General features: G+C 74.4%; 25 protein-coding genes and 1 pseudogene. 18 read left to right on the forward strand and 8 right to left on the reverse strand.

What is annotated here, in order from left to right; all coding sequences use genetic code 11:
* Positions 1–582 precede the first annotated feature (582 nt).
* The 3 genes from DEH69_RS20570 to DEH69_RS20580 are packed head-to-tail and all read right to left on the reverse strand — an operon-like array spanning position 583 to position 4,363.
* A complete protein-coding gene (locus tag DEH69_RS20570) occupies positions 583–2,829 on the reverse strand; it encodes a xanthine dehydrogenase family protein molybdopterin-binding subunit (protein ID WP_113688457.1) in 2,247 nt (748 codons plus the stop codon).
* The gene (locus DEH69_RS20575) at positions 2,826–3,806 is read right to left on the reverse strand and encodes a xanthine dehydrogenase family protein subunit M (protein WP_113688458.1); all 981 of its coding nucleotides are present in this window, start codon (positions 3,804–3,806) and stop codon (positions 2,826–2,828) included. Before DEH69_RS20575 ends, DEH69_RS20570 begins: the two co-directional genes overlap by 4 nt.
* Before the next feature lie 14 nt (positions 3,807–3,820).
* Positions 3,821–4,363: a 2Fe-2S iron-sulfur cluster-binding protein gene (locus DEH69_RS20580; protein WP_309302884.1), complete on the reverse strand. Its 543-nt coding sequence runs from the start codon at positions 4,361–4,363 to the stop codon at positions 3,821–3,823.
* A 147-nt stretch (positions 4,364–4,510) separates the two neighbouring features.
* On the opposite strand from DEH69_RS20580, the gene DEH69_RS20585 reads away from it, so the two are divergent.
* The 3 genes from DEH69_RS20585 to hutH all read left to right on the forward strand — a co-directional run bounded on the left by DEH69_RS20585 (position 4,511) and on the right by hutH (position 8,460).
* On the forward strand, positions 4,511–5,314 hold the full coding sequence (locus DEH69_RS20585) for an enoyl-CoA hydratase/isomerase family protein (protein ID WP_113688459.1): 804 nt from the start codon (positions 4,511–4,513) through the stop codon (positions 5,312–5,314).
* 407 nt (positions 5,315–5,721) lie between these two features.
* A complete protein-coding gene (locus tag DEH69_RS20590) occupies positions 5,722–6,849 on the forward strand; it encodes a GGDEF domain-containing protein (protein WP_113688460.1) in 1,128 nt (375 codons plus the stop codon).
* A gap of 39 nt (positions 6,850–6,888) precedes the next feature.
* Positions 6,889–8,460: a histidine ammonia-lyase gene (hutH, locus tag DEH69_RS20595; protein ID WP_113688461.1), complete on the forward strand. Its 1,572-nt coding sequence runs from the start codon at positions 6,889–6,891 to the stop codon at positions 8,458–8,460.
* A 37-nt stretch (positions 8,461–8,497) separates the two neighbouring features.
* Here hutH and DEH69_RS31675 read toward each other — a convergent pair whose 3' ends face one another.
* The gene (locus tag DEH69_RS31675; RefSeq protein ID WP_181727528.1) at positions 8,498–8,674 is read right to left on the reverse strand and encodes a hypothetical protein; all 177 of its coding nucleotides are present in this window, start codon (positions 8,672–8,674) and stop codon (positions 8,498–8,500) included.
* 71 nt (positions 8,675–8,745) lie between these two features.
* Between DEH69_RS31675 and DEH69_RS32995 the strand changes: the two genes are divergently transcribed.
* The 12 genes from DEH69_RS32995 (at position 8,746) to mnhG (ending at position 19,007) form a co-directional block, all read left to right on the forward strand.
* The gene (locus DEH69_RS32995) at positions 8,746–9,201 is read left to right on the forward strand and encodes a hypothetical protein (protein ID WP_258534838.1); all 456 of its coding nucleotides are present in this window, start codon (positions 8,746–8,748) and stop codon (positions 9,199–9,201) included.
* A gap of 172 nt (positions 9,202–9,373) precedes the next feature.
* On the forward strand, positions 9,374–10,627 hold the full coding sequence (locus DEH69_RS20605; protein ID WP_113688462.1) for an Ig-like domain-containing protein: 1,254 nt from the start codon (positions 9,374–9,376) through the stop codon (positions 10,625–10,627).
* A gap of 113 nt (positions 10,628–10,740) precedes the next feature.
* The gene (locus DEH69_RS33000) at positions 10,741–10,872 is read left to right on the forward strand and encodes a hypothetical protein (protein ID WP_258534839.1); all 132 of its coding nucleotides are present in this window, start codon (positions 10,741–10,743) and stop codon (positions 10,870–10,872) included.
* Positions 10,869–11,384, forward strand: a complete 516-nt coding sequence (locus tag DEH69_RS20610; protein WP_113688463.1) for a gamma carbonic anhydrase family protein — start codon at positions 10,869–10,871, stop codon at positions 11,382–11,384. The genes DEH69_RS33000 and DEH69_RS20610 overlap by 4 nt, the downstream gene beginning before the upstream one ends.
* A gap of 3 nt (positions 11,385–11,387) precedes the next feature.
* Positions 11,388–12,614 carry a fumarylacetoacetate hydrolase family protein gene (locus tag DEH69_RS20615; protein ID WP_113688464.1) on the forward strand — a complete coding sequence of 409 codons (1,227 nt, stop codon included), beginning with the start codon at positions 11,388–11,390 and terminating at the stop codon, positions 12,612–12,614.
* Positions 12,611–12,790: a hypothetical protein gene (locus DEH69_RS20620; RefSeq protein ID WP_113688465.1), complete on the forward strand. Its 180-nt coding sequence runs from the start codon at positions 12,611–12,613 to the stop codon at positions 12,788–12,790. Before DEH69_RS20615 ends, DEH69_RS20620 begins: the two co-directional genes overlap by 4 nt.
* A 162-nt stretch (positions 12,791–12,952) precedes the next feature.
* Positions 12,953–15,829, forward strand: coding sequence for a Na+/H+ antiporter subunit A (locus tag DEH69_RS20625; protein WP_113688466.1), 2,877 nt, complete (start codon positions 12,953–12,955; stop codon positions 15,827–15,829).
* Positions 15,826–16,281, forward strand: coding sequence for an NADH-quinone oxidoreductase subunit K (locus DEH69_RS20630; RefSeq protein WP_113688467.1), 456 nt, complete (start codon positions 15,826–15,828; stop codon positions 16,279–16,281). The genes DEH69_RS20625 and DEH69_RS20630 overlap by 4 nt, the downstream gene beginning before the upstream one ends.
* Positions 16,278–17,804 (forward strand): proton-conducting transporter membrane subunit, encoded by a 1,527-nt coding sequence (locus DEH69_RS20635; protein ID WP_113688468.1) that lies wholly within the window; start codon positions 16,278–16,280, stop codon positions 17,802–17,804. Before DEH69_RS20630 ends, DEH69_RS20635 begins: the two co-directional genes overlap by 4 nt.
* Positions 17,801–18,394, forward strand: coding sequence for a Na+/H+ antiporter subunit E (locus DEH69_RS20640; protein WP_113688469.1), 594 nt, complete (start codon positions 17,801–17,803; stop codon positions 18,392–18,394). Before DEH69_RS20635 ends, DEH69_RS20640 begins: the two co-directional genes overlap by 4 nt.
* The gene (locus DEH69_RS20645) at positions 18,394–18,660 is read left to right on the forward strand and encodes a monovalent cation/H+ antiporter complex subunit F (RefSeq protein WP_113688470.1); all 267 of its coding nucleotides are present in this window, start codon (positions 18,394–18,396) and stop codon (positions 18,658–18,660) included. The genes DEH69_RS20640 and DEH69_RS20645 overlap by 1 nt, the downstream gene beginning before the upstream one ends.
* On the forward strand, positions 18,657–19,007 hold the full coding sequence (gene mnhG, locus DEH69_RS20650) for a monovalent cation/H(+) antiporter subunit G (protein ID WP_113688471.1): 351 nt from the start codon (positions 18,657–18,659) through the stop codon (positions 19,005–19,007). The genes DEH69_RS20645 and mnhG overlap by 4 nt, the downstream gene beginning before the upstream one ends.
* 256 nt (positions 19,008–19,263) lie before the next feature.
* Here the strand turns inward: mnhG and DEH69_RS33005 are convergent, their stop codons facing one another.
* Positions 19,264–19,653, reverse strand: a complete 390-nt coding sequence (locus DEH69_RS33005; protein ID WP_113688472.1) for a hypothetical protein — start codon at positions 19,651–19,653, stop codon at positions 19,264–19,266.
* 344 nt (positions 19,654–19,997) lie between these two features.
* Between DEH69_RS33005 and DEH69_RS20665 the strand changes: the two genes are divergently transcribed.
* Both DEH69_RS20665 and DEH69_RS20670 read left to right on the forward strand, forming a co-directional pair.
* Positions 19,998–21,602: an alkaline phosphatase gene (locus tag DEH69_RS20665; RefSeq protein ID WP_113688473.1), complete on the forward strand. Its 1,605-nt coding sequence runs from the start codon at positions 19,998–20,000 to the stop codon at positions 21,600–21,602.
* Between the two features lie 72 nt (positions 21,603–21,674).
* Positions 21,675–22,625 carry an aldo/keto reductase gene (locus DEH69_RS20670; protein WP_113688721.1) on the forward strand — a complete coding sequence of 317 codons (951 nt, stop codon included), beginning with the start codon at positions 21,675–21,677 and terminating at the stop codon, positions 22,623–22,625.
* A gap of 148 nt (positions 22,626–22,773) precedes the next feature.
* On the opposite strand, the gene DEH69_RS20675 is transcribed toward DEH69_RS20670, so the two are convergent.
* A complete protein-coding gene (locus DEH69_RS20675) occupies positions 22,774–23,766 on the reverse strand; it encodes an NAD(P)H-binding protein (protein ID WP_258534840.1) in 993 nt (330 codons plus the stop codon).
* Positions 23,767–23,868: 102 nt separating this feature from the next.
* On the opposite strand from DEH69_RS20675, the gene DEH69_RS20680 reads away from it, so the two are divergent.
* Positions 23,869–24,711 (forward strand): LysR family transcriptional regulator, encoded by an 843-nt coding sequence (locus DEH69_RS20680; protein WP_113688474.1) that lies wholly within the window; start codon positions 23,869–23,871, stop codon positions 24,709–24,711.
* 63 nt (positions 24,712–24,774) lie between these two features.
* Here the strand turns inward: DEH69_RS20680 and DEH69_RS33010 are convergent.
* Positions 24,775–24,867 (reverse strand): annotated as a pseudogene (locus tag DEH69_RS33010) (peptide-methionine (S)-S-oxide reductase); the annotation flags it as partial.
* A gap of 297 nt (positions 24,868–25,164) precedes the next feature.
* Positions 25,165–25,518 carry a DUF6247 family protein gene (locus DEH69_RS20695; RefSeq protein ID WP_113688723.1) on the reverse strand — a complete coding sequence of 118 codons (354 nt, stop codon included), beginning with the start codon at positions 25,516–25,518 and terminating at the stop codon, positions 25,165–25,167.
* Positions 25,519–25,618: the final 100 nt, after the last annotated feature.

Genomic DNA, 25,618 nt, shown 5'->3' on the forward strand with positions numbered 1-25,618 from the left:
GCCGGGGTGCCGTTGAGCGGCGGGTTGTTGGGGGCTGCGCCCCGGGCGCTGCTTCGCGTCGTGGGCGGGTTCCGGGGCGGTGCCCCGTGCTCCCTTTGCCAGGGAGGTGGGGTGGTGCCATTGCGTGGCGGCTTCTTCGGGGCTGCGCCCCTGGCCCCGTTGTGCGCCGAGGCCGGGGTGGTGGGGACCCGCCCCGTACCCCTTGCGCCGTGGGATAGGGCGTGGGGGCGGGGCTGTGGCCCCTGGCCCTCTTTGAGCGGCGGGGCTCGCGGACCGGGGTTCCGGGGCGGAGCCCCGGGTCTTCTGCCGGGGCGGAAAGGGGTGAGTGGGTACTCCCGGGCTGGAGGCCCGGGGTTGCGGGGTCGCGCCCCGCGCCCGGGGGTGGGGACGCTTCTTCCCGGCCGTAGGCCGGGGGTGTCGTGGTTGGGGCCGGTTCTCTTCTGTCGCGGGTGGTGTGGCGACGCCGGTGGTCAGGGGCGGTACCCCGTGCCCTTTCCTGCGGGTGGGGGCGGCCCCGGGCCGGGGGCGGCCTCTGGTCGAGAGGGGGTCCCGCCCGGAGGGCGGGCGGCGGGGCGCCGCAGGCTACAGGGTGTCTTCCACCGTCATCGGCAGCTTGCGGATCCTTCGGCCCGTCGCGTGGTGGATCGCGTTCGCGATTGCCGCCGCCGTGCCCGACTGGCCGATCTCGCCGACGCCCTTCACGCCCAGCGGGTTCACGATGTCGTCCTCCGTCTCGATCAGGTCCACCGTCACCTCGGGCGTGTCCGCGTGGACGGGGATCAGGTAGTCGCCGAGCGAGGGGTTCGCCCAGCGGCCCGTGGCCGCGTCCATGTGGGTCGCCTCAAGCAGCGCCTGGCTCATCCCCCACAGCATGCCGCTCATCAACTGCCCCTTCGCCGTCCTGGCGTTGAGCACGCGCCCCGGCGCGAACGCCCCCGCCATGCGCCGGACGCGCACGCGCCCCAGCTCGTCGTCCACCGCGACCTCCACGAAGTGCGCCCCCAGCGTGATCATCGCCGCCGAAGGCTCGCCTTCGGGCGGCCCGAAGGAGCCGTAAGCCTCCGCGTCCGGCTGGAAGGTGCGCGTCAGCAGCTCCGCGTACGACTCGCCCGTGCCCGGGTCGTCCCGCAGCACCATCCGCCCGTCCGCGAGCGTCACCGCGCCCGGGTCCGCGCCGTGCAGCGGCGAGCGTTCGTCGGCGACGGCCCGGCCGATCAGCTGGTCGCGCAGCGCGACCGCCGCCAGGTGGACCGCCGAGCCGACCATGGAGGCGCCGGTGGAGCCGACCGCGGAGGCCACGTTGGGCAGGTCGGTGTCGCCGCCCTCGAAGCGGCACCGCTCCACGGGCAGCCCCAGCGCGTCGGCGAGCACCTGCGCCATCGCCGTCGCCGCGCCCGTGCCGAACTCGGCCGTCGCCGCCTGCGCCACCGCGCTGCCGTCAGCGTAGATCCTGGCCCTGGCGCGCTGGGGGTTGCTCGGCGGAACGATCGGGTAGACGGCGGACGCCATCCCCAGCCCGATCGTCCACGGCCCCTCGCGCTCGGGCCGCCCGGCCACGCGCCGGTGCCAGCCGATGCGTTCGGCGCCGCGTTCGTAGCACTCCCGCAGGCCGTGGCTCGACCACGGCTTGCCGCTGGCCGGGTCGCGGTCGGCGTGGTTGCGCAGCCGCAGTTCGAGCGGGTCGATGTCGAGCCGCGCGGCCAGCTCGTCGAGCGCGCTCTCCAGCGCGAACATCCCCGAGCCCTCGCCGGGGCAGCGCATGAACGTCGGGGTCATGGTGTTGCCGCGCACCAGCCGGTAGACGCCCTCGTGCGCCGGGCACGCGTACACCTGCGCGGGCGCCTCGAGCGACGTCTCGGCCCAGTCGTCGAAGTGCGAGGTGAGCGACAGCTTGTGGTGGCGCAGCGCCGTGAGTCTGCCGTCGCGGTCGGCGCCGAGCGCGATCCTGTGCTCCTGCTCCTCGCGGTGCCCGCACGACGTGAACATCTGCTCGCGCGTCAACGCCAGCCGCACGGGCCGCCCGACGTGCCGCGCGGCAAGCGCCGCGAGCAGCGGGTGGTTCCAGGTGCTGGCCTTGGAGCCGAAGCTGCCGCCCACGTAGTGGCTGAACACGCGGATGTCGGCGTGCGGGACGCCGAGCATCACCGAGACGGTGTGCTGCGTGGCGGCGGGGCCCTGCGTCGCGTCGTACAGGAACAGCCGCCCGCCTTCCCACAGCGCCGTGGTCGCCGAGGTCTCCAGGGGGTTCTGGTGGTTGGGCGCGAACGTGTACGTCGCCTCGACGCGCACCTCGGCGCGTTCGAGCCCGGCGTCGACGTCGCCTCGCGCGCTGCTGCCGGGGATGAGGCCGCCGAAGATCTTCTCGGGGACATACGCCTGGTCGCGCCCCTGGTCGAGGACGGCGACCGGTTCCTCCTCGCGGTAGCGCACATGGACGAGGCGGGCGGCGTACAGGGCGCGTTCGTAGGTGTCCGCCACGACGACGGCGATGTGCTGCCCGGCGTAGTGGATCCTGTCGTCCTGCATCGGGCAGAACGTCTGGCCCGGCGAGGGGCCGCCCGCGAGCGAGGGCAGCAGGGGCGGCTGGGCCGCGACACGTGGCAGGTTCTCGTGGGTGAGAACGGCCAGCACGCCGGGGGCGCCGAGGGCTTCGGTCGCGTCGATCGCGGTGATCCTGCCGCGCGCGATCGCGGCGCCGAGGAGGACGGCGTGGGTGAGCCCCGGAAGCGAGATGTCGGCGGAGTAACGTGCCGTGCCGGTCGTCTTGGGGCGGCCGTCGACGCGGGGGAGCGGGCGGCCGATGGCGGGGGTGGGGGTGGTCGCGGTCATGCCAGGCTCTCCAGGGCTCGGACGACGGCGCGTTGGGCCAGCTCGACCTTGAACGCGTTCATCGGGGTCGGTGCGGCATCGGCCATCTCCTCGCGGGCGGCCTCGGCGAACGCGCGCCGGTCGGCGCTCGCGCCGAGCAGGAGGCGTTCGGCGCGCCTGGCCCGCCAGGGCTTGGTGGCGACGCCGCCGAGCGCGAGCCGCACGCCGCTGATCCGGCCCTGCTCCAGCTGGAGGGTGGCGGCGACGGAGACGAGCGCGAACTCGTACGAGGCGCGGTCGCGGATCTTCAGATAGGTGGAGTTGCGGGCGGTCGGGGTGTCGGGGATCTCGATCGAGGTGATCAACTCCCCGTGTTCGATGGGGTGCTCGCGGTGCGGCGTGTCGCCGGGCAGCAGGAAGAAGTCGTCGACGTGGTACGCGCCGTGCCCCGCCGAAGTGCGGGTGTGCACGCGGGCGTCGAGCGCGGCGAGGGCCACGGCGGCGTCGGAGGGGTGGGTGGCGATGCAGTGCTCGGACGTGCCGAGGACGGCATGGCCCCGGTTGACGCCGGTGAGCGCGCCGCAACCGCTGCCGGGGCGGCGCTTGTTGCACGGCGACTCGGTGTCGCGGAAGTAGCCGCAGCGCACGCGTTGCATGAGGTTGCCTCCCATGGTCGCCATGTGGCGCAGCTGGGCGGAGGCGCCCGCCTCAAGGGCCTGGGCGAGCAGCGGGAAGCGGGTGCGGACGGCGGGGGCGGCGGCGACGTCGCTCATGCGGGCCAGCGCGCCGATCACGAGGCCGCCGCGCGGGCGGATCTCCTCGATGCCGGTGAGGGGGAGGTCGTTGATGTCGACGAGGCGGCCCGGGGTGGCAACGTTCTGGCGCAGCAGGTCGATCTCGGTGGTGCCGCCCGCGAGATAGGCGCTCTCGGGGTCGGCCGTGACGGCGTGGACGGCGTCGGCGACGGCCCAGGCGCGGGAGTAGGTGACGGGGCGCATGGTCGTGTGGCACCTCAGGAGGGGTCGGACGCCGTGTCGCGCACGGCGCGGATGGCGGCGGTGATGTGCGGATAGGTGGCGCAGCGGCAGAGGTTGCCGCTCATCCACTCGCGGATCTCGTCGTCGTCCGACGCGTGGCCCTCGTCGAGCAGCGCGATGGCCGACATGATCTGGCCGGGGGTGCAGTAGCCGCACTGGAACGCGTCGCAGGCGATGAACTCCTTTTGCATCGGGTGGAGTTCGTCGCCGTCCGCGAGCCCTTCGACGGTGGTGACCCGCCGTCCTTCGCAGCCGATGGCCAGGGTCAGGCACGACAGCACCCTGCGCCCGTCCACGTGCACGGTGCAGGCGCCGCACGTGCCCTGGTCGCAGCCGCGCTTGGCGCCGGTGAGGAGCAGGGAGTCGCGCAGGACGGAGAGCAGGCTGACGCGGGGTTCGATGGCGACGCGGTGCTCGGCGCCGTTGACGGTGAGGGTGACGGGCACGGGGCCCGGCCCGCGCACGGGGAGCGGCCCGGTGTCGGTGGGGCGGGTCGCGGTGGGTTTCTGGGTGGTCACCGGGCGGGCCTCCTCTGGCTGTGAGCCGTATGTCTGCGTTTGATGAGTTCTGATGTGAATTTGGCGCGTATGTGAGTGTACGGAGGTGCCGCTATCGTTCGGCTGGTCCGGCGCGCGCCGGCGCACGAGCTGGCCCGGAGGGAGACCATGGACGAGCGGCGGTATGGGGAGTGGGTGGCGGTGCGGGTGGACGGCCATGTGGCCGAGCTGCTTCTTGACCGGCCAGGGGCGATGAACGCGATCTCGACGGAGCTGGCGCGCGGCGTGACCGCGGCGTGCGGCGAGCTCGCCGTGCACGGGGGCGTGCGCGCGGTGGTGATCAGCTCGACGCAGGCGCGCGCGTTCTGCACGGGCGCCGATCTGAAGGAGCGCAACGGCCTGAGCGACGAGGAGTTCGGCCGACATCGCGCGGTGCTGCGGGCGGCGTTCACCGGGGTGCTCGACCTGCCGGTGCCCGCGGTGGCGGTGGTGGAGGGGTTCGCGCTCGGCGGCGGCTACGAGCTGGCGCTGTCGTGCGACCTGATCATCGCCGACCCGACGGCGGTGGTGGGCCTTCCCGAGGTGACGGTGGGGGTGATCCCCGGCGGCGGCGGGACGCAGCTGCTGCCGCGGCGCGTGGGTGCGGCCAGGGCGGCCGAGCTGATCTTCACCGGGCGGCGGGTGGCGGCGGACGAGGCGCACGCGCTCGGCCTGGTGGACGAGGTGACGGAGCGCGGCGGGGCGCGCGAGGCGGCGCTCGCGCTGGCGGCGCGGATGGCCGCCAACTCCCCGATCGGCCTGCGCGCCGCGAAACGCGCCCTGCGCACCGGCGCGGGCCTGCCCCTTCCCGCTGGCCTCGAGGTGGAGGACGCGGCGTGGCGCACGGTGGCGTTCTCGCCCGACCGGAAGGAGGGCGTGGCGGCGTTCAACGAGAAGCGCGCGCCACGCTGGGCGAAGCCGCCGATCGCGTAGGGGCGGCCGTCAACGACCGGGCGGTGGCGGGTCGGTGAGCGGCGGCTCGGTGAGGCGCGCGCTCGTTCGCCACGGGCGCGTACGGGGCCTCGGCGTCATACGCCTGGTCACCCTGCCCTGAACACACACCGGCCTCCGGTGGGCGGGGCGGCGTGCGCGTCGGCCGGGGCCGGTCTCGTGTGCGGCGGCTGGAGGCGTCGGTCGGGTTCTTCGGGCGGGCCGGGGCGGCGCGCACCGGCCTCCGGCCGGACAGGGTGGCGTGCCCCGTCGGGCGGTCGCGCCGCACCCCCCCCGGGCCGGGCGGCGCGAGGGGGCGCTGCCGCGCGCGGCCGGACCCCGGCGCGCCAGCGCCGGGGCGTCGGACCTCACCGGAGGTGGACCCGTGCGAACGGCCATAGCCTGGGCGTGTGGGTGACGAGAGGCGGTTGCGGGCCGTCGTGGAGCTGGCGCAGGCGATGGCCGCCGCGCAGGCGCTCCCCGATGTCGCGCTGGCCGCCGCCGCGGGGGCGCGCGAGGCGCTCGGCGGGGCGTTCGCCGCGCTTGCCGTCATCGATACCGCGAGGGGCCGCCTGCGGGTCGTCGTCAACGAGGGGGTACTGGCCGAGGGTGAGGAGGCGTTCCCCGCCGACGAGTCGTACCCCGTGGGCGACTTCCCCGAGATAGCCGGGGAGCCGCGCGCCCGCGTGGAGTCGCTTGCCGAGGGCGCGTCCTCCGATCCGCGCGCCGAGGCGCAGCGCCGGAGCGGCCGGTCGTGCCGCGTGGTCGCGCCCGCCGTGCTGCACGGCCGGATCTGGGGGGAGCTCCAAGTGGCGCGCGGCCCCGACGAGCCGGGGTTCACCGCGCGGGACGCCGACTTCGCCACCGTGCTCGCGGCCGTCGTGGCGGCCGGGCTCGCGCAGCACGAGCGGCTTGCCGAGGCCAGGCGGCTGGCGTTCACCGACCCCCTGACCGGCCTGGCCAACCGCCGCGCGGTGGACATACGCCTGGACGAGGCCGTGGAGCGGCACCGTGCGACGGGCGCCGTCGTCAGCCTCGTCGTGTGCGACATCAACGGCCTCAAGCGCGTCAACGACACCTATGGCCACGCGGCGGGCGACCGGCTGCTCGAACGGTTCGGCGCGGTGCTCGCCGTGTGCGCCGCCTCCGTTCCCGGGGCGCTGGCCGGGCGGCTCGGGGGAGACGAGTTCTGCCTGCTGGCCGACGGCACGGGGCTCGCCCACGTCGAACGCGCCGCCCGCGACCTGTGCCGCCGCGCGGGCGAGCTCGACATCGGCTCCGGGGTCGCGTGCGGCATCGCCTCCACCGCCGAGGCCGTCGGGCCCGTGTCCTCCGCGCGCCGCCTCTTCCGGCTCGCCGACGCCGCCCAGTACCGGGCCAAGGCCGCGGGGGCGCGCGAGCCGGTGGTGGCGGGGCGCGGAGGGGCGGGCGGCGCGGCCGTCGCGCTGGCGGACGCGCCCGGCGCGCCGGGCGGTGACCGACGCGGGCTGCGCGGGCGCGCACGCCCGGCGCCCGGCGAGGAAAGCACCCCCCGATGACTGGCGTTGATTCACTCCTTAGGCTTGCTGAATATGGCTATGCATAACGGGCCCGTCGCCCCCGTCGTCCTCGGCACATCGGGCACCTCGTTCGACGACGTCATCGCGGTCGCCAGGGGCGGCGCCCCGGTGGAGCTCTCGGCCGCGGCGCTCGACGCGATGGCCGCCGCCCGCCGCGTGATCGACGACCTGGCCGCCTCACCCGAGCCGGTCTACGGCGTCTCGACCGGCTTCGGCGCCCTCGCCGTCCGCCACATCACCCCGGAGCTGAGGGCCACCCTCCAGCGCAACATCGTCCGCTCGCACGCCGCGGGCCTCGGCCCGCGCGTGGAGCGCGAGGTGGTGCGCGCGCTGATGTTCCTGCGCCTGAAGACCATCGCCTCGGGACACACCGGCGTGCGCCCCGAGGTGGCCGCGACGATGGCCGCGCTGCTCAACGCGGGCATCACCCCCGTCGTCCACGAGCACGGCTCGCTCGGCTGCTCCGGCGACCTCGCCCCGCTCGCGCACTGCGCGCTGACGCTGCTCGGCGAGGGCGAGGCCGAGGGCCCCGACGGAGCGGTCCGCCCCGCGGCCGCGCTGCTCGCCAAGCACGGCATAGCCGCCGTCGAGCTGCGCGAGAAGGAGGGCCTTGCGCTGCTCAACGGCACCGACGGGATGCTGGGCATGCTCGTGATGGCGTGCGCCGACCTCGCCCGCCTCTTCACCTCGGCCGACATCACCGCCGCCCTCACGCTCGAGGCGCTGCTCGGCACCGAGCGCGTCCTCGCCCCCGAGCTGCACGCCCTGCGCCCCCACCCGGGCCAGGCCACGAGCGCCGCCAACATGCGCCGGATGCTGGCCGGTTCGGGTCTGACCGGGCACCACCAGGACGACGCGCCCCGCGTGCAGGACGCGTACTCCGTGCGCTGCGCGCCCCAGGTCGCGGGCGCCGGGCGCGACACGCTGGCGCACGCGCGGGCGGTCGGCGAACGCGAGCTGGCCGCGGCGGTCGACAACCCCGTCGTCGTGGAGGGCCGCGTGGAGTCCAACGGGAACTTCCACGGCGCCCCCCTCGGCTACGCCCTCGACTTCCTGGCCATCGCCGTGGCCGACCTGGCGTCGATCACCGAACGCCGCACCGACCGCCTGCTCGACCGGAACCGCTCGCACGGGCTGCCGCCGTTCCTCGCGCAGGACGCGGGCGTCGACTCGGGGCTGATGATCGCGCAGTACACGCAGGCCGCGCTGGTCGCCGACCTCAAGCGGCTCGCCGTCCCGGCCTCCGCCGACTCGATCCCCTCGTCCGCGATGCAGGAGGACCATGTGTCGATGGGCTGGGCCGCGGCGAGGAAGCTGCGCACCGCGGTGGACGGGCTGACCCGGGTGGTCGCGATCGAACTGTACGCGGCGGCGCGCGCGCTCGAACTGCGCGACGGCCTCGGCACCGCCGTGCCGGGCCCAGGACCCGGCCCAGCGGCGCGCGCCGTGGTGACGGCGGCGCGCGCCGCAGGCGTCCGGGGGGCGGGGGAGGACCGTTTCCTCGCGCCCGACCTCGCGGCGGCCGAGGCGTTCGTGCGGAGCGGGGCGCTGGTCGCGGCCGCCGAGTCGGCGACGGGACCGCTGGACTGAACAGGACCGCTGGACTGAGGGGGCGGGGACCCGGCCGCTACTGCGACTGCTCGAGGTCGCCGACGTGCTGTTCGATGGGGATGACGCTGGAGCCGGGGTCGTCGCCGTCGTCCGCGTAGGTCGAGGGCAGGAACCACCCGACACACAGCGCGCCTGCGGCGACAACCCCGCATATGAGCGTGCGGCGATCCGGAACGCGGGGCTGACCGTCCATGGGGAGCGATGTTACGGGCGAGTGCGGGTCGCGGGGAAGGGGTGGTGTCGCGGGGTCTTACCCTCCGGTCCATGACCGACGACACGCACGGCGGACACGGCGACCACCGCGAAGACCCCTACGGCGACCGCCACGGTGACCGCCATGACGACCGCTACGACGACCGCTACGACGACCTTTACGAGCACGACGAGTTCGGCGATGACGACGCGCACGACGACCTGGAGCCCGAGGGCCACTTCGTCCGCGTCCGCGTCGAGATGGTGCTGGAGATCAACGAGCCCGACGAGCTGATCAGGGCCGCGTGGGCGCGCATCGAGGGCGACGAGCTGATGCCGAGGGAGGAGCGCGACCAGGCGGCGCAGGCCGTCTCGCGCGACGAGGCCGAGGCCGTCGCCTACCTGCTCGACCCGGTGGACCTGGTCTCCGAGGTGCCCGGCGTGATCCTGGCCCAGGCGTCGTGGAGCAGCGAATCCGTGGCGTATGACCCCGAGGACTCCTGGGAAGGCGACGACGACGAGGACTGACGACGAGGACTGACGACGAGGACTGACGACGAGGACCGATGGATCTGACACGGTATGAGTCGAACGTATGAGCTATCGAACGGATTCACCTAGAGTGGAACCGGCTGCCGCCGAAACGACGTTCTTCCCTATGTCCTCCGGGGAGGGCGGCAGCGGACGGAGTAGCGATCAGATGAGGGACGGGATGCGGCGCAAGGGCCTGATGGCGGCGGCGGCGCTGCTCAGCGGGGTGTTGACGCTGACGGCGTGCAGTGGCGGCGGAGACGACGAGCCCTCGGAGGGCTCGGGGTCGGAGCAGAGCGATGCGGACCGGGCGGCAGAGGAGGCCGACACCTCGACGGCGGTGATATCGATCACACCCGACGACGCGGCCGAGGGCGTCGGGATCAACGACGACGTGAGCGTGGCCGTCGAGGACGGCGTGCTCGACGAGGTCGTGATGACGGCGCCCGAGCTGGGCACCGACGTCGCCGGGACGATATCCGACGACCAGCTGACCTGGCAGCCCGACGACCAGCTCGAGCGGGGCACGCGCTATCAGCTCACCGTGCAGGCCAGCGACAGCGAGGGCCGCGAGGCGCACGAGAGCAGGACGTTCACGACGGTCTCCCCCGACAACAGCTTCACCGGGTACTTCACGCCCGAGGACGGCGCGACCGTGGGCGTCGGCATGCCCGTCTCGCTCAACTTCGACAAGCCCATCACCGACCGCGCCGCCATCGAGGCGGCCGTCGAGGTCAATGCCAGCAGCGGCCAGGAGGTGGTCGGCCACTGGTTCAGCGACACCCGCCTCGACCTGCGCCCCCAGGACTACTGGCGGGCGAACACCGAGGTCAGCGTCTCGCTCGGCTTCGACGGCCTCGAGGGCTCCGACGGCGTGGTCGGCTGGCAGGACCGCACGTTCTCCTTCACCGTGGGCCGCTCCCAGATCAGCACCGTGGACGCGGAGTCCCACCAGATGGAGGTCGTGCGCGACGGCGAGACCCTGCGCACCATCCCGATCTCCTCGGGCAGCGAGGAGAACCCCACGTACAACGGCGCGATGGTCATCTCCGAGATGCTCGTGGAGACCCGGATGAACGGCGCGACCGTCGGATTCACCGATGACGACGGCGAGGGGGAGTACGACATACCCGATGTCCCGCACGCGATGCGGCTGTCCACATCGGGCACCTTCATCCACGGGAACTACTGGGCCGCCGACTCGGTCTTCGGCTCCACCAACACCAGCCATGGCTGCATCGGGCTCAACGACACCCAGGGCGCCGACGACCCCGACACCGACGGGGCGTGGTTCTTCGAGGAGTCCCTGCTCGGCGACGTGGTCACCGTGATCAACTCCCCCGACCGCGAGATCCAGCCCGACAACGGCCTCAACGGCTGGAACATGAGCTGGAGCGACTGGCAGGCGGGCAGCGCCCTGTAGCCACGGCCGTTCCACGGCTCCGTCCGACGCCGCCGCGCCCGAGGGGGTGCGGCGGCGTCGGTGTCGCGGGGGACGCGGGGACGGCGCGCGCGGCGGGGCTCGTCCACCGGGTCGTGCCCCGCGACCACCCGGGCACGCTCGCCGACCCGGGCGACGTACTGTCCCGGGCAGGGGTCGGACCCGACGGCCTCGCCGAGATCCGCGGCCACACCGCCGCCCGCTGGTACGGAGTTCCCACCGCATGAACCTTGTCCCCTTCGACGGCCACCGCCCCGCCATCGACCCCGCCGCGTGGCTCGCGCCCGGCGTGACCCTGATCGGCGACGTCACTGTCGCCGACGAGGCGAGCGTCTGGTTCGGCACCGTCGCCCGCGCCGACACCGAGCGCATCGAGATCGGCCCGGGCAGCAACGTCCAGGACGGCTGCGTCCTGCACGCCGACCCCGGCTTCCCCGCCGTCATTGGCGCCCGCGTCTCCGTCGGGCACCGGGCCGTCGTGCACGGCGCCACCGTCGAGGACGACGCGCTGGTCGGCATGGGCGCGGTGCTGCTCAACGGCTCGCGCGTGGGCGCGGGTTCGCTGATCGCCGCGGGCGCCGTCGTCCTGGAGGGCGCCCAGGTGCCGCCCGGATCCCTCGTCGCCGGGGTGCCGGGGAAGGTGCGCCGCGCGCTGACCGGGGAAGAGGCCGAGAAGGTCAGGGCGAACGCCGCGCACTACCGTGACCTGGCCCGCCGCTACGCACACACCGGAGGCTGAGCCATGGCTGCCACCACACCCGCCCCCGCCGCCACGACCCACCCCGAGCCGGTCACCGCCCCCGACCTGTCGCCCCACCTCCCCGAGATCCTGCCCGATGACGCCGAACGCGCCACGCTGATCGGCCGGTTGCACGACCCCGAGGCGGGCGGGCCCTGCGTGGTGGCGCTGCGCGACGACGAGCTCGTCGACCTCACCCACCACGCGGCGACCGTGGCCGACCTGCTCGACCGCGAGGGCGCGGCCGAGTTCGCGCGGCTCGCCCCCGCGACGTCGGCATGGCCCGTCCACGACGTGCTCGCCGCGACGCTCGCCGGGCGCACCGACGTTCCGCACCTGCTCGCCCCGTGCGACCTCCAGGTGCTCAAGGCGTGCGGGGTGACGTTCGTCCGCTCGATGATCGAGCGCGTCATCGAGGAGCGCGCCGCGGGCGACCCGTCGCGCGCCGCCGCCGTGCGCGCCCGGGTGCGCGAGGTGATAGGCGGCCACATCGGCGAGCTGGTGCCGGGCTCCGAGCAGGCAGCGCGCGCCAAGGACGTGCTGATCGCCGAGGGCCTGTGGTCGCAGTACCTCGAGGTGGGCATAGGCCCCGACGCCGAGGTCTTCACCAAGGCCCCCGTCCTGTCGTCCGTGGGCGTCGGCGCCGAGATCGGTATCTGGAGCCGTTCCACCTGGAACAACCCCGAGCCCGAGCTCGTCCTCGCCGTCGACGCCAAGGGCCGCGCGGTCGGCGCGACGCTGGGCAACGACGTCAACCTCCGCGACGTGGAGGGCCGCAGCGCCCTGCTGCTCGGCAAGGCCAAGGACAACAACGCCTCGTCCGCGATCGGCCCGTTCATCCGCCTCTTCGACGAGCACTTCACCGTCGACGACGCCCGCGCCCTCGACATCTCGCTCACCATCGCGGGCGCCGACGGGTTCGCGCTGGAGAGCGTCAGCTCGCTGCGCGAGATCAGCCGCGACCCGCTCGACCTGGTGTCCCAGGCGATGGGCAGGCTGCACCAGTACCCGGACGGGATCATGCTGTTCACCGGCACGATGTTCGCGCCGACCCAGGACCGCGACGCGCCAGGCCAGGGCTTCACCCACCACCTCGGCGACGTGGTGCGGATCGCGGCGCCGCGCCTTGGCACCCTGGTCAACGCGGTGGCGCACAGCGAGCAGGCCGCGCCCTGGACGTTCGGGATCCGCGCCCTGATGGCCAACCTCGCGGCGCGCGGGCTGCTGTGACGACCCGGGGGGCGGGGGCGGCCCCGCGCCCCGGGGCCACCGTGATCCGCTACGGCATCGGCTATGGCAACGTCGACCTCGCCGCCGCCCGCGACCTGGGCGTCCAGGTCGCCCACGTCCCCGACGAGGCCGCCCGCGCGCTCGCAGGCGAGAAGCTACGCCGCCGGGTCGCCTGACCGGCCCCATCGCCGGGGCCGCCCGGCGCGCTGACCCCCTTTCAGCCGCCCCGCCCTGTTACATCGGCGGCGTTACGGCTCCGCGGCGTTACAACTCGGCGGCGCGGGGAACCCGCGGGGCCCGAAGGCGGACCTGGCGGTGGGCGAGACGAGGGAGACGGCGTGCTGGTGCTGGTGGCCGTCCACCTCGTGGGTGGGGCGCTGCTGCCGCTGCTCGCGCGCGCCCTCGGCCGCCTCGTCTGGGCCGTCGCCGCCCTTCCCGCGCTCGCCACCCTGACCTGGGCGCTCACGCGGGCGCCCGACGTGCTCGACGGGCGCCCGGCGCACGCCGGGCTCGACTGGGCGCCCAGCCTGGGCCTGCGCATCGACCTGCGCCTCGACCCGCTCGCGCTCGTGATGACGCTCGTGGTCGCGGGCGTGGGGCTGCTGGTCCTGGCGTATGGCGCGTTCTACTACCGCAGGGCCAACGCGGGCCGCGAGGCCGGGCTGCTCGTCGCCTTCGCCGGGGTGATGACAGGGCTGGTCATGGCCGACAACCTGCTGCTGCTCTACGTCTTCTGGGAGCTGACCACCGTCGTCTCGTTCCTGCTGATCGCGGGCGCGAGGCCGGGGCCCATGCGGCGGCGGGCCGCCGAGCAGGCGCTGCTGACCACCGTGCTCGGCGGGCTCGCGCTGCTGATCGGCGTGCTGATCATCGGCCACCAGGCGGGCACGTTCAGGCTCTCCGCCGTGCTGGCCGCCCCGCCGCGCGGCGGCGCCGTGACCGTCGCGCTCGTGCTGGTGCTGGTGGGCGCGTTCACCAAGTCGGCGCAGCTGCCGTTCCACTCGTGGCTGCCCGCCGCGATGGTCGCGCCCACCCCGGTCAGCGCGTTCCTGCACGCCGCCACGATGGTCAAGGCGGGCGTCTACCTGGTGGCGCGGCTCGCGCCCGGCTTCGCCGACGTGCCGCCATGGCGCCCGCTCGTGCTGGCCGTCGGCGCCACCACCATGGTGCTCGCCGCGTGGCGCGCGCTGCGCGAGACCGACCTCAAGCGGCTGCTGGCCTACGGCACCATCAGCGAGCTCGGCCTGCTGACCGCCCTGCTCGGCGCGGGCACCCGCACCGCCGCGCTGGCCGGGACGGCGATGCTGCTGGCCCACGCGCTCTTCAAGTCCAGCCTGTTCCTGGTGACCGGCGTGGTGGAGCGCACCGCGGGCACGCGCGACGCGCGCCGGCTCTCGGGACTCGGCGCGCGCCTCCCCGCGACCTGCGCGGTCGCCGTGCTGGCCGCCGCCTCGATGGCCAAGCTGCCGCCGCTGCTCGGCTACCCGGCCGAGGACGCGGTGTACGCCGCGCTCCTCGAGGGCGAACTCCCCGGCGAACGCTGGGTGCTGGCCGCCGTGGTGGCGGGCTCGGCGCTCACCTTCGCGTTCACGGGCCGCTATGTGTGGGGCGCGTTCACCACCAAACCCGTCGCCGAGCAGCTGGCCACCCAGGAGGGCGGCGTCCCCCGCGCCCGCTCCCCGCTGCCGCTGCTGATCCCCGCCGCCGTCCCCGCCGCGCTCGCCGCGCTCGCCGGGGTGTGGGCGGGCGGCACGGACGCGCTGCTCGCGCCCTACGCCCACGCGTTCGCGCCCCCGGACGGCAAGCCCTACCACCTCGCGCTGTGGCACGGCGTCACCGCCGCCACCCTGCTGGCCTGGGCCACCCTGCTCGGCGGCGCCGCCCTGCTCGCCGCGGGGCGCAGGCTCGGCCCGTTGCAGCGAGCCCTGCCCCGGCTGCCCGACGCGCAGAACGGCTACCGCGCCACCATCAGGGGTCTTGGCGAGCTGTCCGTGCGCGTCACGCGCTTCACCCAGATCGGCTCGCTGCCCGCCTATCTGACGGTCGTCCTCGCCACCGTCGTGGTGCTCGGCGCCGGGGCGCTGCTGTTCGGGGCGTTGCCCTTCGGCGATGTGCCGCTGTGGCGCACCCCGGCCGAGGTGGCGCCCGCGCTCATCGCGCTCGGCGCCGCCGTCGCCGCGACGGCCAGCAGGCAGCGGCTCGCCGCGGTGCTGCTGACGGGCACGGTCGGCTACGGCGTGGCGGGCCTCTTCGTGGTGCGCGACGCCCCCGACCTCGCGCTCACCCAGTTCCTCGTGGAGTCGCTGACCCTGGTCGTGATGGTGTTCATGCTGCGTAGGCTGCCGTCCCGGTTCACCCCCGAGCGGCCCAACGTCGTGGGCGCGTGGGTGCGTTCCTTCGTGGCCGTGGCCATCGGCGCGATGGTCGCGATCTTCGCGCTGGTCACCACGGACGACCGCCGCCCCGGCTCCGAGGCCCCCGACTACGCCGCCCACCTCGACGAGACCGGCGCCACCAACGCCGTCAACGCCATCATCGTCGACTTCCGCGCCCTCGACACCGTCGGCGAGATCTCCGTCCTGCTGGTCACCACGATCGGCGTCGTCAGCCTCGTCCGCGTGTGGGGCGGCGAGGGCGCGGAGCCGGGCCAGTCCGCGCCCGTCGTGGGCCCCGGCGAGCCCCCGGGCCCGCGCCGGGGCGCGGGCGTCGCCGCGCGCTCCCCCTCCGCCCACTGGGACGAGCCCCACCAGCACTGGCTGCCAGGCGCGGGCGAACGCCCGGGCGCCGAGCGGTCGATGCTGCTGGAGATCCTGACCAGGGCGCTCTTCACGTCGATCGTCGTGCTGTCGCTCTTCCTGCTGTTCTCGGGCCATCTGCGGCCCGGGGGCGGCTTCGCGGGCGGCCTGGTCGCGGGCCTCGGCTTCGTGCTGCGCTTCCTCGTCGGGGGCCGCGCCGACCTCGGCCTTGCCGCGCCCGTCGATCCCGGGCTCGTCCTCGGGGGCGGCCTGGTCATCGCCGCGGGCGGCGGCCTGCTGCCCATCGCGCTGGGCGCGCCCCCGCTGGCGGCCACCCCCTGGGAGTTCCACGCGCCGGTCTTCGGCACCGTGCACGGCAGCACCAGCCTGATCCTCGACATCGGCATCTACCTGCTGGTCGTTGGCGTCATCCTCAAGCTGATCGCCGCGTCGGGGCAGACCCTGGATGAGGCCCGATGACCTCGACCACTCTGGACTGGACGCTCGCGCTGACCGTCGGCGGCCTGTTCGCCACCGGAGTGCACCTGATGCTCCAGCGCTCCCTGACCCGCGTGCTGCTCGGCTTCATCCTGCTGGGCCACGGCACCAACCTGCTGCTGCTCTCCGCGGGTGCCGAGGGTGACCCGCTGCCCCAGGCCATGGCGTTGACCGCGATCGTCATCACCTTCGGCGTCACCACGTTCCTGCTCGCCCTCGCCTACCGCTCCTGGCGGCTCTCCGGGCACGACGAGGTCCGCGACGACCTGGAGGACCGCAGCATCGGCACCGTCCGCGAGCGCGACGACTTCGAGCCCGCCGCGATGCCCGACGAGACGGGCGACTCCGACGAGGAGGAGAGCGAGGAGAGCGACGGCGACGGCGAGGAGAGCGACGACGGGCGCGACGAGAGAGGGAGGGGGAACCCCGCATGACAACGCTGCTGCTGGTCCTGCCCGTGCTGCTGCCGATCCTGGCTGCGGCGTTCTCCCTCGCGCTGGTCCGCAACGGCACCGCCCAGCGCGCGCTCACCGTCGCGGTGCTCACCGCGGTCCTCGCCGACGCGATCGGCCTGCTGGTCTACGTCGACCGCGAGGGCACCACCGTGGTCGCCCTGGGCGGCTGGTCGCCGCGGCTGGGGATCGCGCTGGTCGCCGACCTGCTCTCCGCGCTGCTGCTCACGGTCGCCGTGCTGGTCGCGCTCGCCGTCCTGCTGTTCGCCCTCGGCCAGGGCACGACCGACCGGCCCGCCCTGACGGTCACGCCGTTCCACCCGGCGTATCTGCTGCTGGTCGGCGGCGTGGGCCTGGCGTTCCTCTCGGGCGACCTGTTCAACCTCTTCGTCGCCTTCGAGGTCATGCTCGCCTCGTCCTATGTGCTGATCACGCTCAACGCGGGCGGCGAGCGCGTGCTGGCCGGGATGACCTACACCATGACCAGCCTCACGTCGTCCCTGCTCTTCCTCACCGCCGTCGGCCTGGTCTACGCCGCCACCGGCACCGTCAACCTCGCCGAGCTGGCCGAGCGCACCGGCGGCCTCTCCGACGGCGTGCGGTCCGCGCTCGCGGCGTTCCTGCTCGTCGTCTTCGGCATCAAGGCGGCCGTGGTGCCGCTGCACTTCTGGCTCCCCGACAGCTACCCCACCGCGCCCGCGCCGATCACCGCCGTCTTCGCCTCGCTGCTGACCAAGGTCGGCGTCTACGCGATGATCCGCACCCAGTCGCTGCTCTTCCCGCGCGACGGGGCGTGGTGGCTCATCGGCTGCGCGGCCGTCCTCACCATGGTCGTCGGCATCCTGGGCGCCATCGCGCAGGACGACATCAACAGGCTGCTGTCGTTCACGCTGGTCAGCCACATCGGGTTCATGCTGTTCGGGCTCGCGCTCTTCGACCGGGCCGGGTTCACGGGCGCGATCCTCTATATCGTCCACCACATCGTCGTGCAGGCCGCGCTGTTCCTGGTCACCGCGCTGGTCGTCAGCCGCACGGGCACGGCCGCGCTGCACCGGCTCAAGCCGCCGGTGGAGAGCGGCGAACGGCCGGGCCCAGGGCGCCCGTTGGCGGCGGCGCTCTTTCTCGTCCCGGCGCTGAGCCTGGCGGGGCTGCCGCCGTTCTCCGGGTTCATCGCCAAGCTGGCGCTCCTGCGGGCCGCGGTCGTGGACGGCGGCGCGATCGCGTACTCGGTGGCCGCGGCGGCCCTGGTCACCAGCCTGCTGACCCTCTACGCCATGGTGCGCGTGTGGCGCGTGATCTCCGTGCCGCTCGCCAGCGCCGCCGCCACCGCGGGGGGCCGGGCGCTGACCGTGGGCGCGGCGGCCGGAATGGTTGCCGTCGGCCTCGCCATGGCCGCGTGGGCGGGGCCGCTCGTCGCGCTCACCGAGCGCGCCGCCGCCGACCTCTCCAGGCCCGCCGACTACCGCGAGGCCGTGCTCGGCACGGAGGGCGGTGAGGGGCGATGACCCCGGCGAACGCCAGCCCGGGCCAGCCGCGCGAGCCGGGCCGTCCGCGTGAGCCGCGTGAGCCGCGCCAGCCGGGCCGCCCGTTGGGGCGCAGGCTGCTCGCCCTCGCCTGGCTCTGGCTGCTGTGGGTCATGCTGTGGGGCTCGCTCCGCGCGACCGTCGTGGTCGGCGGGCTGCTCGTGGCGCTCGGCGTGCTCACCGCGTTCCGCATGCCGCCCATGCCCAATCGCCTGACGCTCCGCCCACTGCGCCTCGTCCATCTGACCGCCCACATGCTGGCCGACCTCATGGTCTCCGCGGTCTCCGTCGGCTGGGCCGCCGTGCGCCACGGGCCGCGCGCGCCCGCCGCCGTGATCGAGGTCGAACTGGCCGAGAACAGCGACCTGTTGATCGCCACCACCGCCTATCTCACCACCATGACCCCCGGCACCCTCGTCCTGGAGATCGACAGGGACCGCCGCCTGCTCTACGTCCATGCGCTGCCCGTGCCGGGCCGGGACGCCGCCGACGCGCAGCGCCGCGCGGTGTCGGCGGCCGAACGCGTCGCGGCGCGCGCCATCCGCGACAGCGAGAACCGGAGGACCTTCTGATGGACGCCGTGTTCGTGCTCACCGTCGACCTGCTGGCCGCGTCGGCCCTGCTGACGGTGGTCAGGATCGTGCGAGGGCCCACCGTGCTCGACCGCATCGTCGCCCTCGACGTGCTGGTGACGCTGATCGTGACCGCCGTCGCGGTCGGCATCGCCCGGCACGACACCGGCTCGTCGGTGCCGCTGCTGCTGGTGCTGACCCTGCTCGGCTTCATCGGCTCGATCACCGCGGCCCATCTGGTCGAGGAGCGGGAGGACATGCGGTGAGGGCGGCGCTCGACGTGCTCTCGGCCGTCCTGCTGCTGACGGGCGCGGGGTTCTGCGTGCTGACGGCGGTGGGCGTGCTGCGTTTCCCCGACCCCGTGTGCCGCCTGCACGCGGCGGCCAAGGCCCAGACGCTGGGCGTGCTGCTGATCCTGGGCGGCACCGCGTTCCAGGTCAGCGCGCGGCACATCGTGTCGCTCGCGCTGGTGGCGGTGTTCCAGCTGGCCACGGTCCCCGTGGTGGGCCAGGTCGTCGGCCGCACGGCGTACCGCACGGGCGCCGTCCACCGCGATGCCCTGGTCACCGACGAGCTTCGGGCGCGCCTGGCCGAGGGCGAACGCGGCGGGTAGGCGTAACGCTCGGCCGCCCGGGCTGACCGAGGCGCCTCGGCCGTCCCGGCCGTCTGCGCCGTCCCGGCCGTCTGCGCCGTCCCGGCCATCTCCGCCGCCACTGCCGCCGCTGCCGCCGCTGCCGCCGCTGCCGTCTCCGCCGTCTCCGCTGTCTCGGCCCTCTCCGCGGCGAGCCGGTCCAGGGCCTTGGCCGAGGGCGAGCCGGGCGCGGCGGTGTAGGTGACGAGCTGGTGGTCAGGGGTGTTGGGCAGCAGCATCACCACATAGTCGAGCGAGAGCGGGCCGACGACCGGGTGCCGGAACCGCTTGTGCCCTGCCCTGGGCCCTGCACATCGTGCTGCGCCCACAGCGCCCCGAACTCCTCGCTGCGCACCGCGAGATCGCCCACCAGGGCCCTGGTCACCGGGTCGTCGGGGTCGCGCCCGGTCTCGGCGCGCAACTGCGCGATGATGCCGTGCCTGGCGCTCAGCTCCCACTCGACGTAGAACGCGCGGGAGCGCGGGTCGAGGAACGCGAACCGCACGAGGTTCCGCGACGACGGCTCGCGCTCGGCGACATCAGGAACGATCGCCGCACCCATCGCGTTCCAGGCGAGCACGTCGAGGCGGCCCGCCAACGGGGCCGCCGCCGACCTCGCCGCCGACATCGACCCCGAGATCCTGCGGCGGCTGACCGAGGCGATCCCGCGCGAGGCCGTGGCCGGGGCTCAGACCAACGCGCAGTACCTGGCCGCGATCGACACCGGCGCCTGACCCGCACAGCCTGACCCGCACAGCCTGACCCGCACAGCCTGACCCGCACAGGGTGACCGCCGCCGCGCACCGCGTGGCGCACGGGGCCGATGATCGCCTTCCGTGTGTCGTTCGGGCCTCTCCGTGACGAAGTTCGCCGAAAGGTGGTGAGACATAGGGCGAGCCTCCACCCGAATGTCATCGCTCACCACGATCGTGTCGGCCCGTCAGACACTGTGCACAGACGGGCAGGTCATCGATGAATCTCAGCAGACGACGCCTCCTGGGCGGCGCGGCAGCCGGCGTCGGAACGATCGGCCTCCACGCCGCCGGTCTCTCCTCCGGCATCGCCTGGGCCAACCCCCGTTTCACCGGCGACCCCTTCCGCCTCGGCGTCGCCTCGGGCGACCCCCACCCCGACGGCGTCGTCCTGTGGACGCGCCTCGCCCCCGACCCGCTCGCCGTCGACGGCCTCGGCGGGCTGCCCGACCAGCCCGTCGACGTCGAGTGGGAGATCGCCCACGACGAGGGCTTCTCCCAGGTGGCCCAGCGCGGAACGGTCCCGGCCGTCCCCGAGCTCGGCCACTCGGTCCATGTCGAGGTCATGGGACTCGACCCGGGCCGCGCGTATTTCTATCGCTTCCGCTCGGGCGGCGAGATCAGCCCCGTGGGCCGCGCCCGCACCGCGCCCGAGCCCACGATGGCCGACGGCGGCCTCGCGTTCGCGTTCGCCTCGTGCCAGTGCTGGTATGACGGCTTCTACACCGCCTATCGCCACATGGCCGCCGAGGACCTCGACTTCGTCGTCCACCTCGGCGACTACCTCTACGAGGGTGGCGTCGGCCCCACCGGGGGCGTGCGCGGCCTGGAGCTGGACGAGTCGTTCCAGCGCGAGACCTACACCCTCGCCGAGTACCGCAACCGGCACGCCCTCACCCGCCTCGACGCCGACCTCCAGGCCGCGCACCAGGCGTTCCCCTGGATCCTCACGTGGGACGACCACGAGGTCGAGAACAACTGGGCCGCCGACATCGCCCAGATCGACTCCGACGGCTTCCCCGACGCCGACCCGGTGGCGTTCCGCGTGCGCAAGGCCGCGGCGTTCCAGGCGTACTACGAGCACCTGCCGCTGCGCCTGCCGCAGAAGCCCGAAGGGTCGGCCGCGCGCATGTACCGGCGGCTCGCCTTCGGGCGCGTCCTCGACCTGCACGTCCTCGACAGCCGCAGCCACCGCGACGACCAGGTGTGCGGCGACGGCACCAAGGCCGGGTGCGACGCCGAGCGGAGCGACCCCGCCCGCACGATGCTGGGCGCCGAGCAGGAGGCGTGGCTGCTGGACGGCGCGGCCCGCTCCGGCGCCACCTGGAACGTCCTCGCCAACCAGACCCTGGTCGCCCAGGTCGACCAGGACCCCGACCCCGAGATTCTCTCCTCCGGGCTCGACATGTGGGACGGCTACACCGCCGCCCGCGACCGGCTGCTCGCCGGGCTGTACGAGCGCGGCGCCAGCAACCCCGTCGTCCTCACCGGCGACATCCACCGCAGCGTGGTCGCCGACCTCAAGCTGGACTTCGACGACGAGGAGTCCCCGGTCGTGGCCACGGAGTTCGCCGGTACGTCCATCAGCTCGGGCCGCGACGGCGCCGCGATGGACCAGGTCGGCTACAACTGGATGACCACGGGGGTCAACCCCCACCTGAAGTGGCACAACGCCCAGCGCGGCTATACCGTCCTGACCCTCGACACCGGCGAGCTGCGCGCCGAGTACCGCGTTCTGTCCCAGGTCACCACCGCGGGCGCGCCGGTCGAGACGGCCGCGGCGTTCGTCGTGGAGCCGGGGCGGCCGGGGGCGCGGAGCGCCTGACGCGCGGGCGCGGGGATCCGGGACACGGTGCGCGGGGGCGCGCTCCTGGGCTCCCGCGCTACCGTGCGCCCCATGAGCGCAACGCCCGCCGGGCCCGCCCCGGGAGAACGCGTCCCGCTGGGCCGCACCGGACTGACCGTCAGCCGCCTCGGCCTCGGACTCGCCCCGATCGGCGGGATGTTCGCGCCCGTCCCGCCCGAGGCGGCCACCGCCACCGTCGAACGCGCCTGGGAGCTGGGCATACGCCTCTACGACACCGCGCCCGTCTACGGCTATGGCCGCTCCGAGACCTGCGCGGGGGCAGCCCTGGCCGACAAGCCGCGTGACGCGTTCGTGCTGTGCACCAAGGTCGGCCGCCTGATCGAGCCGGGCGGCCCCGACATCCAGCCGCTGTGGGCCGATCCGCCGCCCGGGGTCGGCCCGCGCCTTGACCACTCCTACGCCGCCACGCACCGCTCGGTCGCCGAATCCCTCGACCGCCTCGGCCTTGACCGCGTGGACGTCCTGCACATCCACGACCCCGACCTCGACTACCCGACCGCGCTCGGCGGGGCCTATCGCGCGCTCGACGAGCTGCGCCGCGACGGCGTGATCGGCGCCGTCTCCCTCGGCGTCAACCACCCGGCCGTCGCGGCCCGCTTCGTGCGCGAGGCCCCGGCGCCCGGGCCCGACTGCGTGCTGGTGGCGGGCGGCTGCACCCTGCTCGACCGCTCGGCGGCCGACGACCTGCTGCCGCTGTGCGCCGACCGCGGCATCGCCGTGATGGCCGCGGGCGTCATCACCCCGGCGCTCGCCGCCGCCGAACGCGCCGCCGTCCGCGCCGTGTGCGACCGCCACGGCGTCCCACCCCTGGCCGCCGCACTTCAACTCCCGCTCTGCCTGCCCGCCGTGGCCACCGTTCTGGTCGGCGCGCGCACGCCGGAGGAGATCACCGAGAGCGCGACACAGCTCACGCACCCGATCCCGAAGGCGTTCTGGCCCGAGCTCGCGGCGGCGGTGGAGGGCGGCGGCGCCGGTCGTTAGCCCTCCCGGTGCCCCGATGATGCCGGTCATGTGCGAACCCCCCTGTGCTTCCGCGTGCGCCGCTCCCCGTGCGTCGCCGCCCGATCGCGGCGACGTCTCCGCCCCTATGACCACCGACCCGCCCGATCGAGTTGCCCGCGTGCGCGACTCAGTGTCGGACGGCCGGTGCCAGCACGTCCTCGCACCAGCGGCGGAACGACGTGGGGCTGCCGTTGCGTTCGGTGCGCACCACGCCGTTGTCGAGGCCCGCGCCCTTGGCGCGCCACATGGCGAGCATCGACCCGGCCATGGCCCCGGACATTCCCGCCTCGATCAGCCCGCCCGTGTAGGCGTCGTCAGGGACGCGCCGGAAGCGTACCGGCCGGTCGAGCACCTCGGACATGATCCGCGCCATGTCGTGCGCGGACAGGTCCTCGGGGCCGAGCACCGGCACCTCGTCGACGCCGTCCCACGTGGCGTCGGTCAGCAGGGCGGCGGCGGCCGCGGCGATGTCGCCGGTCGTACAGCCGGGTGCCGAGACATCGCCCGATATGGGCAGCCCGAACTCGCCCTGGTCGCGGATCCGTTCGGCCTGGCCGAGCACGTTGTCAAGGAACGAGGGCAGCGCCAGCGCCCGGTAGCGCACGCCCGTCGCGGCGATGGCGTCGTCCAGGGCGAGCGTCGCCGTGACGGGCCCGGCGTTCCCCGCCACCGCCGTTCCGCGGCCGAGCGCCGAGACCCCGACCACGCGTGCGACGCCGCACGCCGTGAACGCCTCGCACGCCGCCCGGCTGAAGCCGACATAGGCCGCCTCGACGCCGGGCGCGCGGGGGTCGGGGGGCACGAGCCAGAAGACGGCGTCGGCGCCGGTGAACGCCTTGGCCACCACGTCGGGTTCGCGGTGTGACCCCTCGACGACCTCGACGCGCTCCCGCACCGCGGCGGGGAGGCGGGCGGGGTCGCGCACGATGACGCGGACGGGCGTGCGGAGGGGCGTGCGGAGGGGCGCGTGAACGGGCGCGCGGACCGGCGTGCCGTCGCGTGCGCCGTCGGGTGCGGCCTCGGGCCCGCCGTCTGGGGTGCCGCCGGGCGCGCCGTCCGCCAGGAGCCGTTCGACGAGCTGGCGGCCGATCCGCCCGGTGGGCGCGGTGACGACGATCAAGGGAACTCCCAAGAAAAGGGGGAAAGCTGACGATGGCCAAGTCAACGCGTCACCCCCGCGTACCTGAAGGACCGATCCGAACACCATTGATACCCTGGGGATATGAGTGACCCCGAGGTCAGACAGCTGCGCTACTTCGTGGCCGTCGCCGAGGAGCTGCACTTCGGGCGCGCGGCCGAGCGCCTCGGCATGGCGCAGCCGCCGCTGTCCCGCGCGATCCGCCAGCTGGAGCGGCAGCTGAACGTGCGCCTGCTCGAACGCACCACGCGCCGGGTCGCGCTCACCCCGGCGGGCGAGGTGCTGCTGCGCGACGCCAGGACCGCGCTCGACGCGGTCGCGGCGGCGGCCAGGCGAGCCCGCCACGCCGGGCGGCCCGAGCCGACGCTGCGCCTCGCGCTCAAGGCCGACTACGACGGCGGGCTGCTGCCGGGGATCCTCGACGCGTACGGGCGCGAGGCGGCGTCCGTCCCGGTGGAGCTGGTGCTGTGCGGGCGCGGTGAGCAGGTGCCCGCGCTGCGCGAGGGGCGCGCGGATGTGGCGTTGCTGCCGCTCCCGTTCGAGGACCGGGGGCTTGACGTCGAGACGCTGCTGACCGAGCCCCGGCTGGTCGCCCTGGCGGCGACCGACCCGCTGGCGGCCCGTTCCCGGCTGCGCCTGGCCGACCTGGCGGGCCGCGTCCTCCCCGACGGCACCCCCGCCGACCGGGAGGACGCCAGGACCCCCTCACGCCACCTCGACCTGGCGCAGATCTTCAACCTGACCGAGCTCGGCCGCCTCGTCTGGTTCCCCCCGCTCTCCGTCACGCGCCGCCACCCGCGCCCCGGCATCGCCTACCGCCACGTCGATGACCTGCCGCCCCTGACCCTCGCCTTCGCCTGGCCCGAGGACTCCCGCTCACCCGCCGTCGCCGCCCTAGTGCGCACGGCCCTGGCGCGGGTCGGCTGAACGGGAGACAGGGCCTGGAGTCCGCGCCACGGTCGACCCGGCCTGACCCGCGCCCGACCCGGCCCCCCTACGCCGCGCCACGCCCACCGGGCAGGCGGCGCCCGTGCCGCCCATGCCGCAGTAGCCCGCCTTATTGCGGTCGAGGTACTGCTGGTGGCTGGAATCGCCTGCTCTGCACTGCCTCACAGGTGCTCGAAGGGCGGGACGATCCGCACGACGACGATCAGGTGGTCCCTGGGGGAGGCCAGGAAGGAGAACCAGCCGCCCGCCGCGTCCATACGGCGCAGGCCGCCGGTGCGCGGTCCGTTGCCGAGGTCGGTGATGTCGACGCCCGTGTCACCCAGCTCGACGAGCTGGGTGACACGGGCGTCGACATCACCGCGACAATCTCGGGCGGGATCCCGTCGATGACGTGTGCGCTGTCCGGGTCGTACTCCCAGCGCCAGGCGTCGGTCACCGCTGGGACGACGTGAGCACGGCGTGCGCGTCGTCCAGGATGCGGCCGATCTCGGACGCCGCCTTGCGGGCCTGCTCGGCGTCCCCCGCGGCGGCGCTGTCTTCCAGGTGCCGCAGTCGTTGGGCGAGGTGCGGTTGCCGCTGGATATGTACGTAGACCGCCCACTGGGCGACGAAGCGCCGCAGCGGTGCCAGGTCGGATCCCTCGCGCGCTTGGTCGGCTGCCTGGTCCAACTCCCGCGCGAAAGCGGGGAGGGCGACGGGCGCGATCTGGGCAACGGCCTGCCGCAACGCGGTCACGGTCGCGGGCGGTTGCGGGATGAGTGGCTGTCCCGCGGCGGAGGTGGTCATGGCGTCTCCCATGGGTGGGATCCTGCTCGCTGTGGGCAGCGTATCCGGCGGATACCGCCCACAGCCCTCCGAACGGGTGACGGGCGGGGGCCCCGCCCGC

Origin of the sequence: Streptomyces sp. PT12 (genome assembly GCF_003311645.1) — a bacterium.
Classification (GTDB): domain Bacteria; phylum Actinomycetota; class Actinomycetes; order Streptomycetales; family Streptomycetaceae; genus Streptomyces.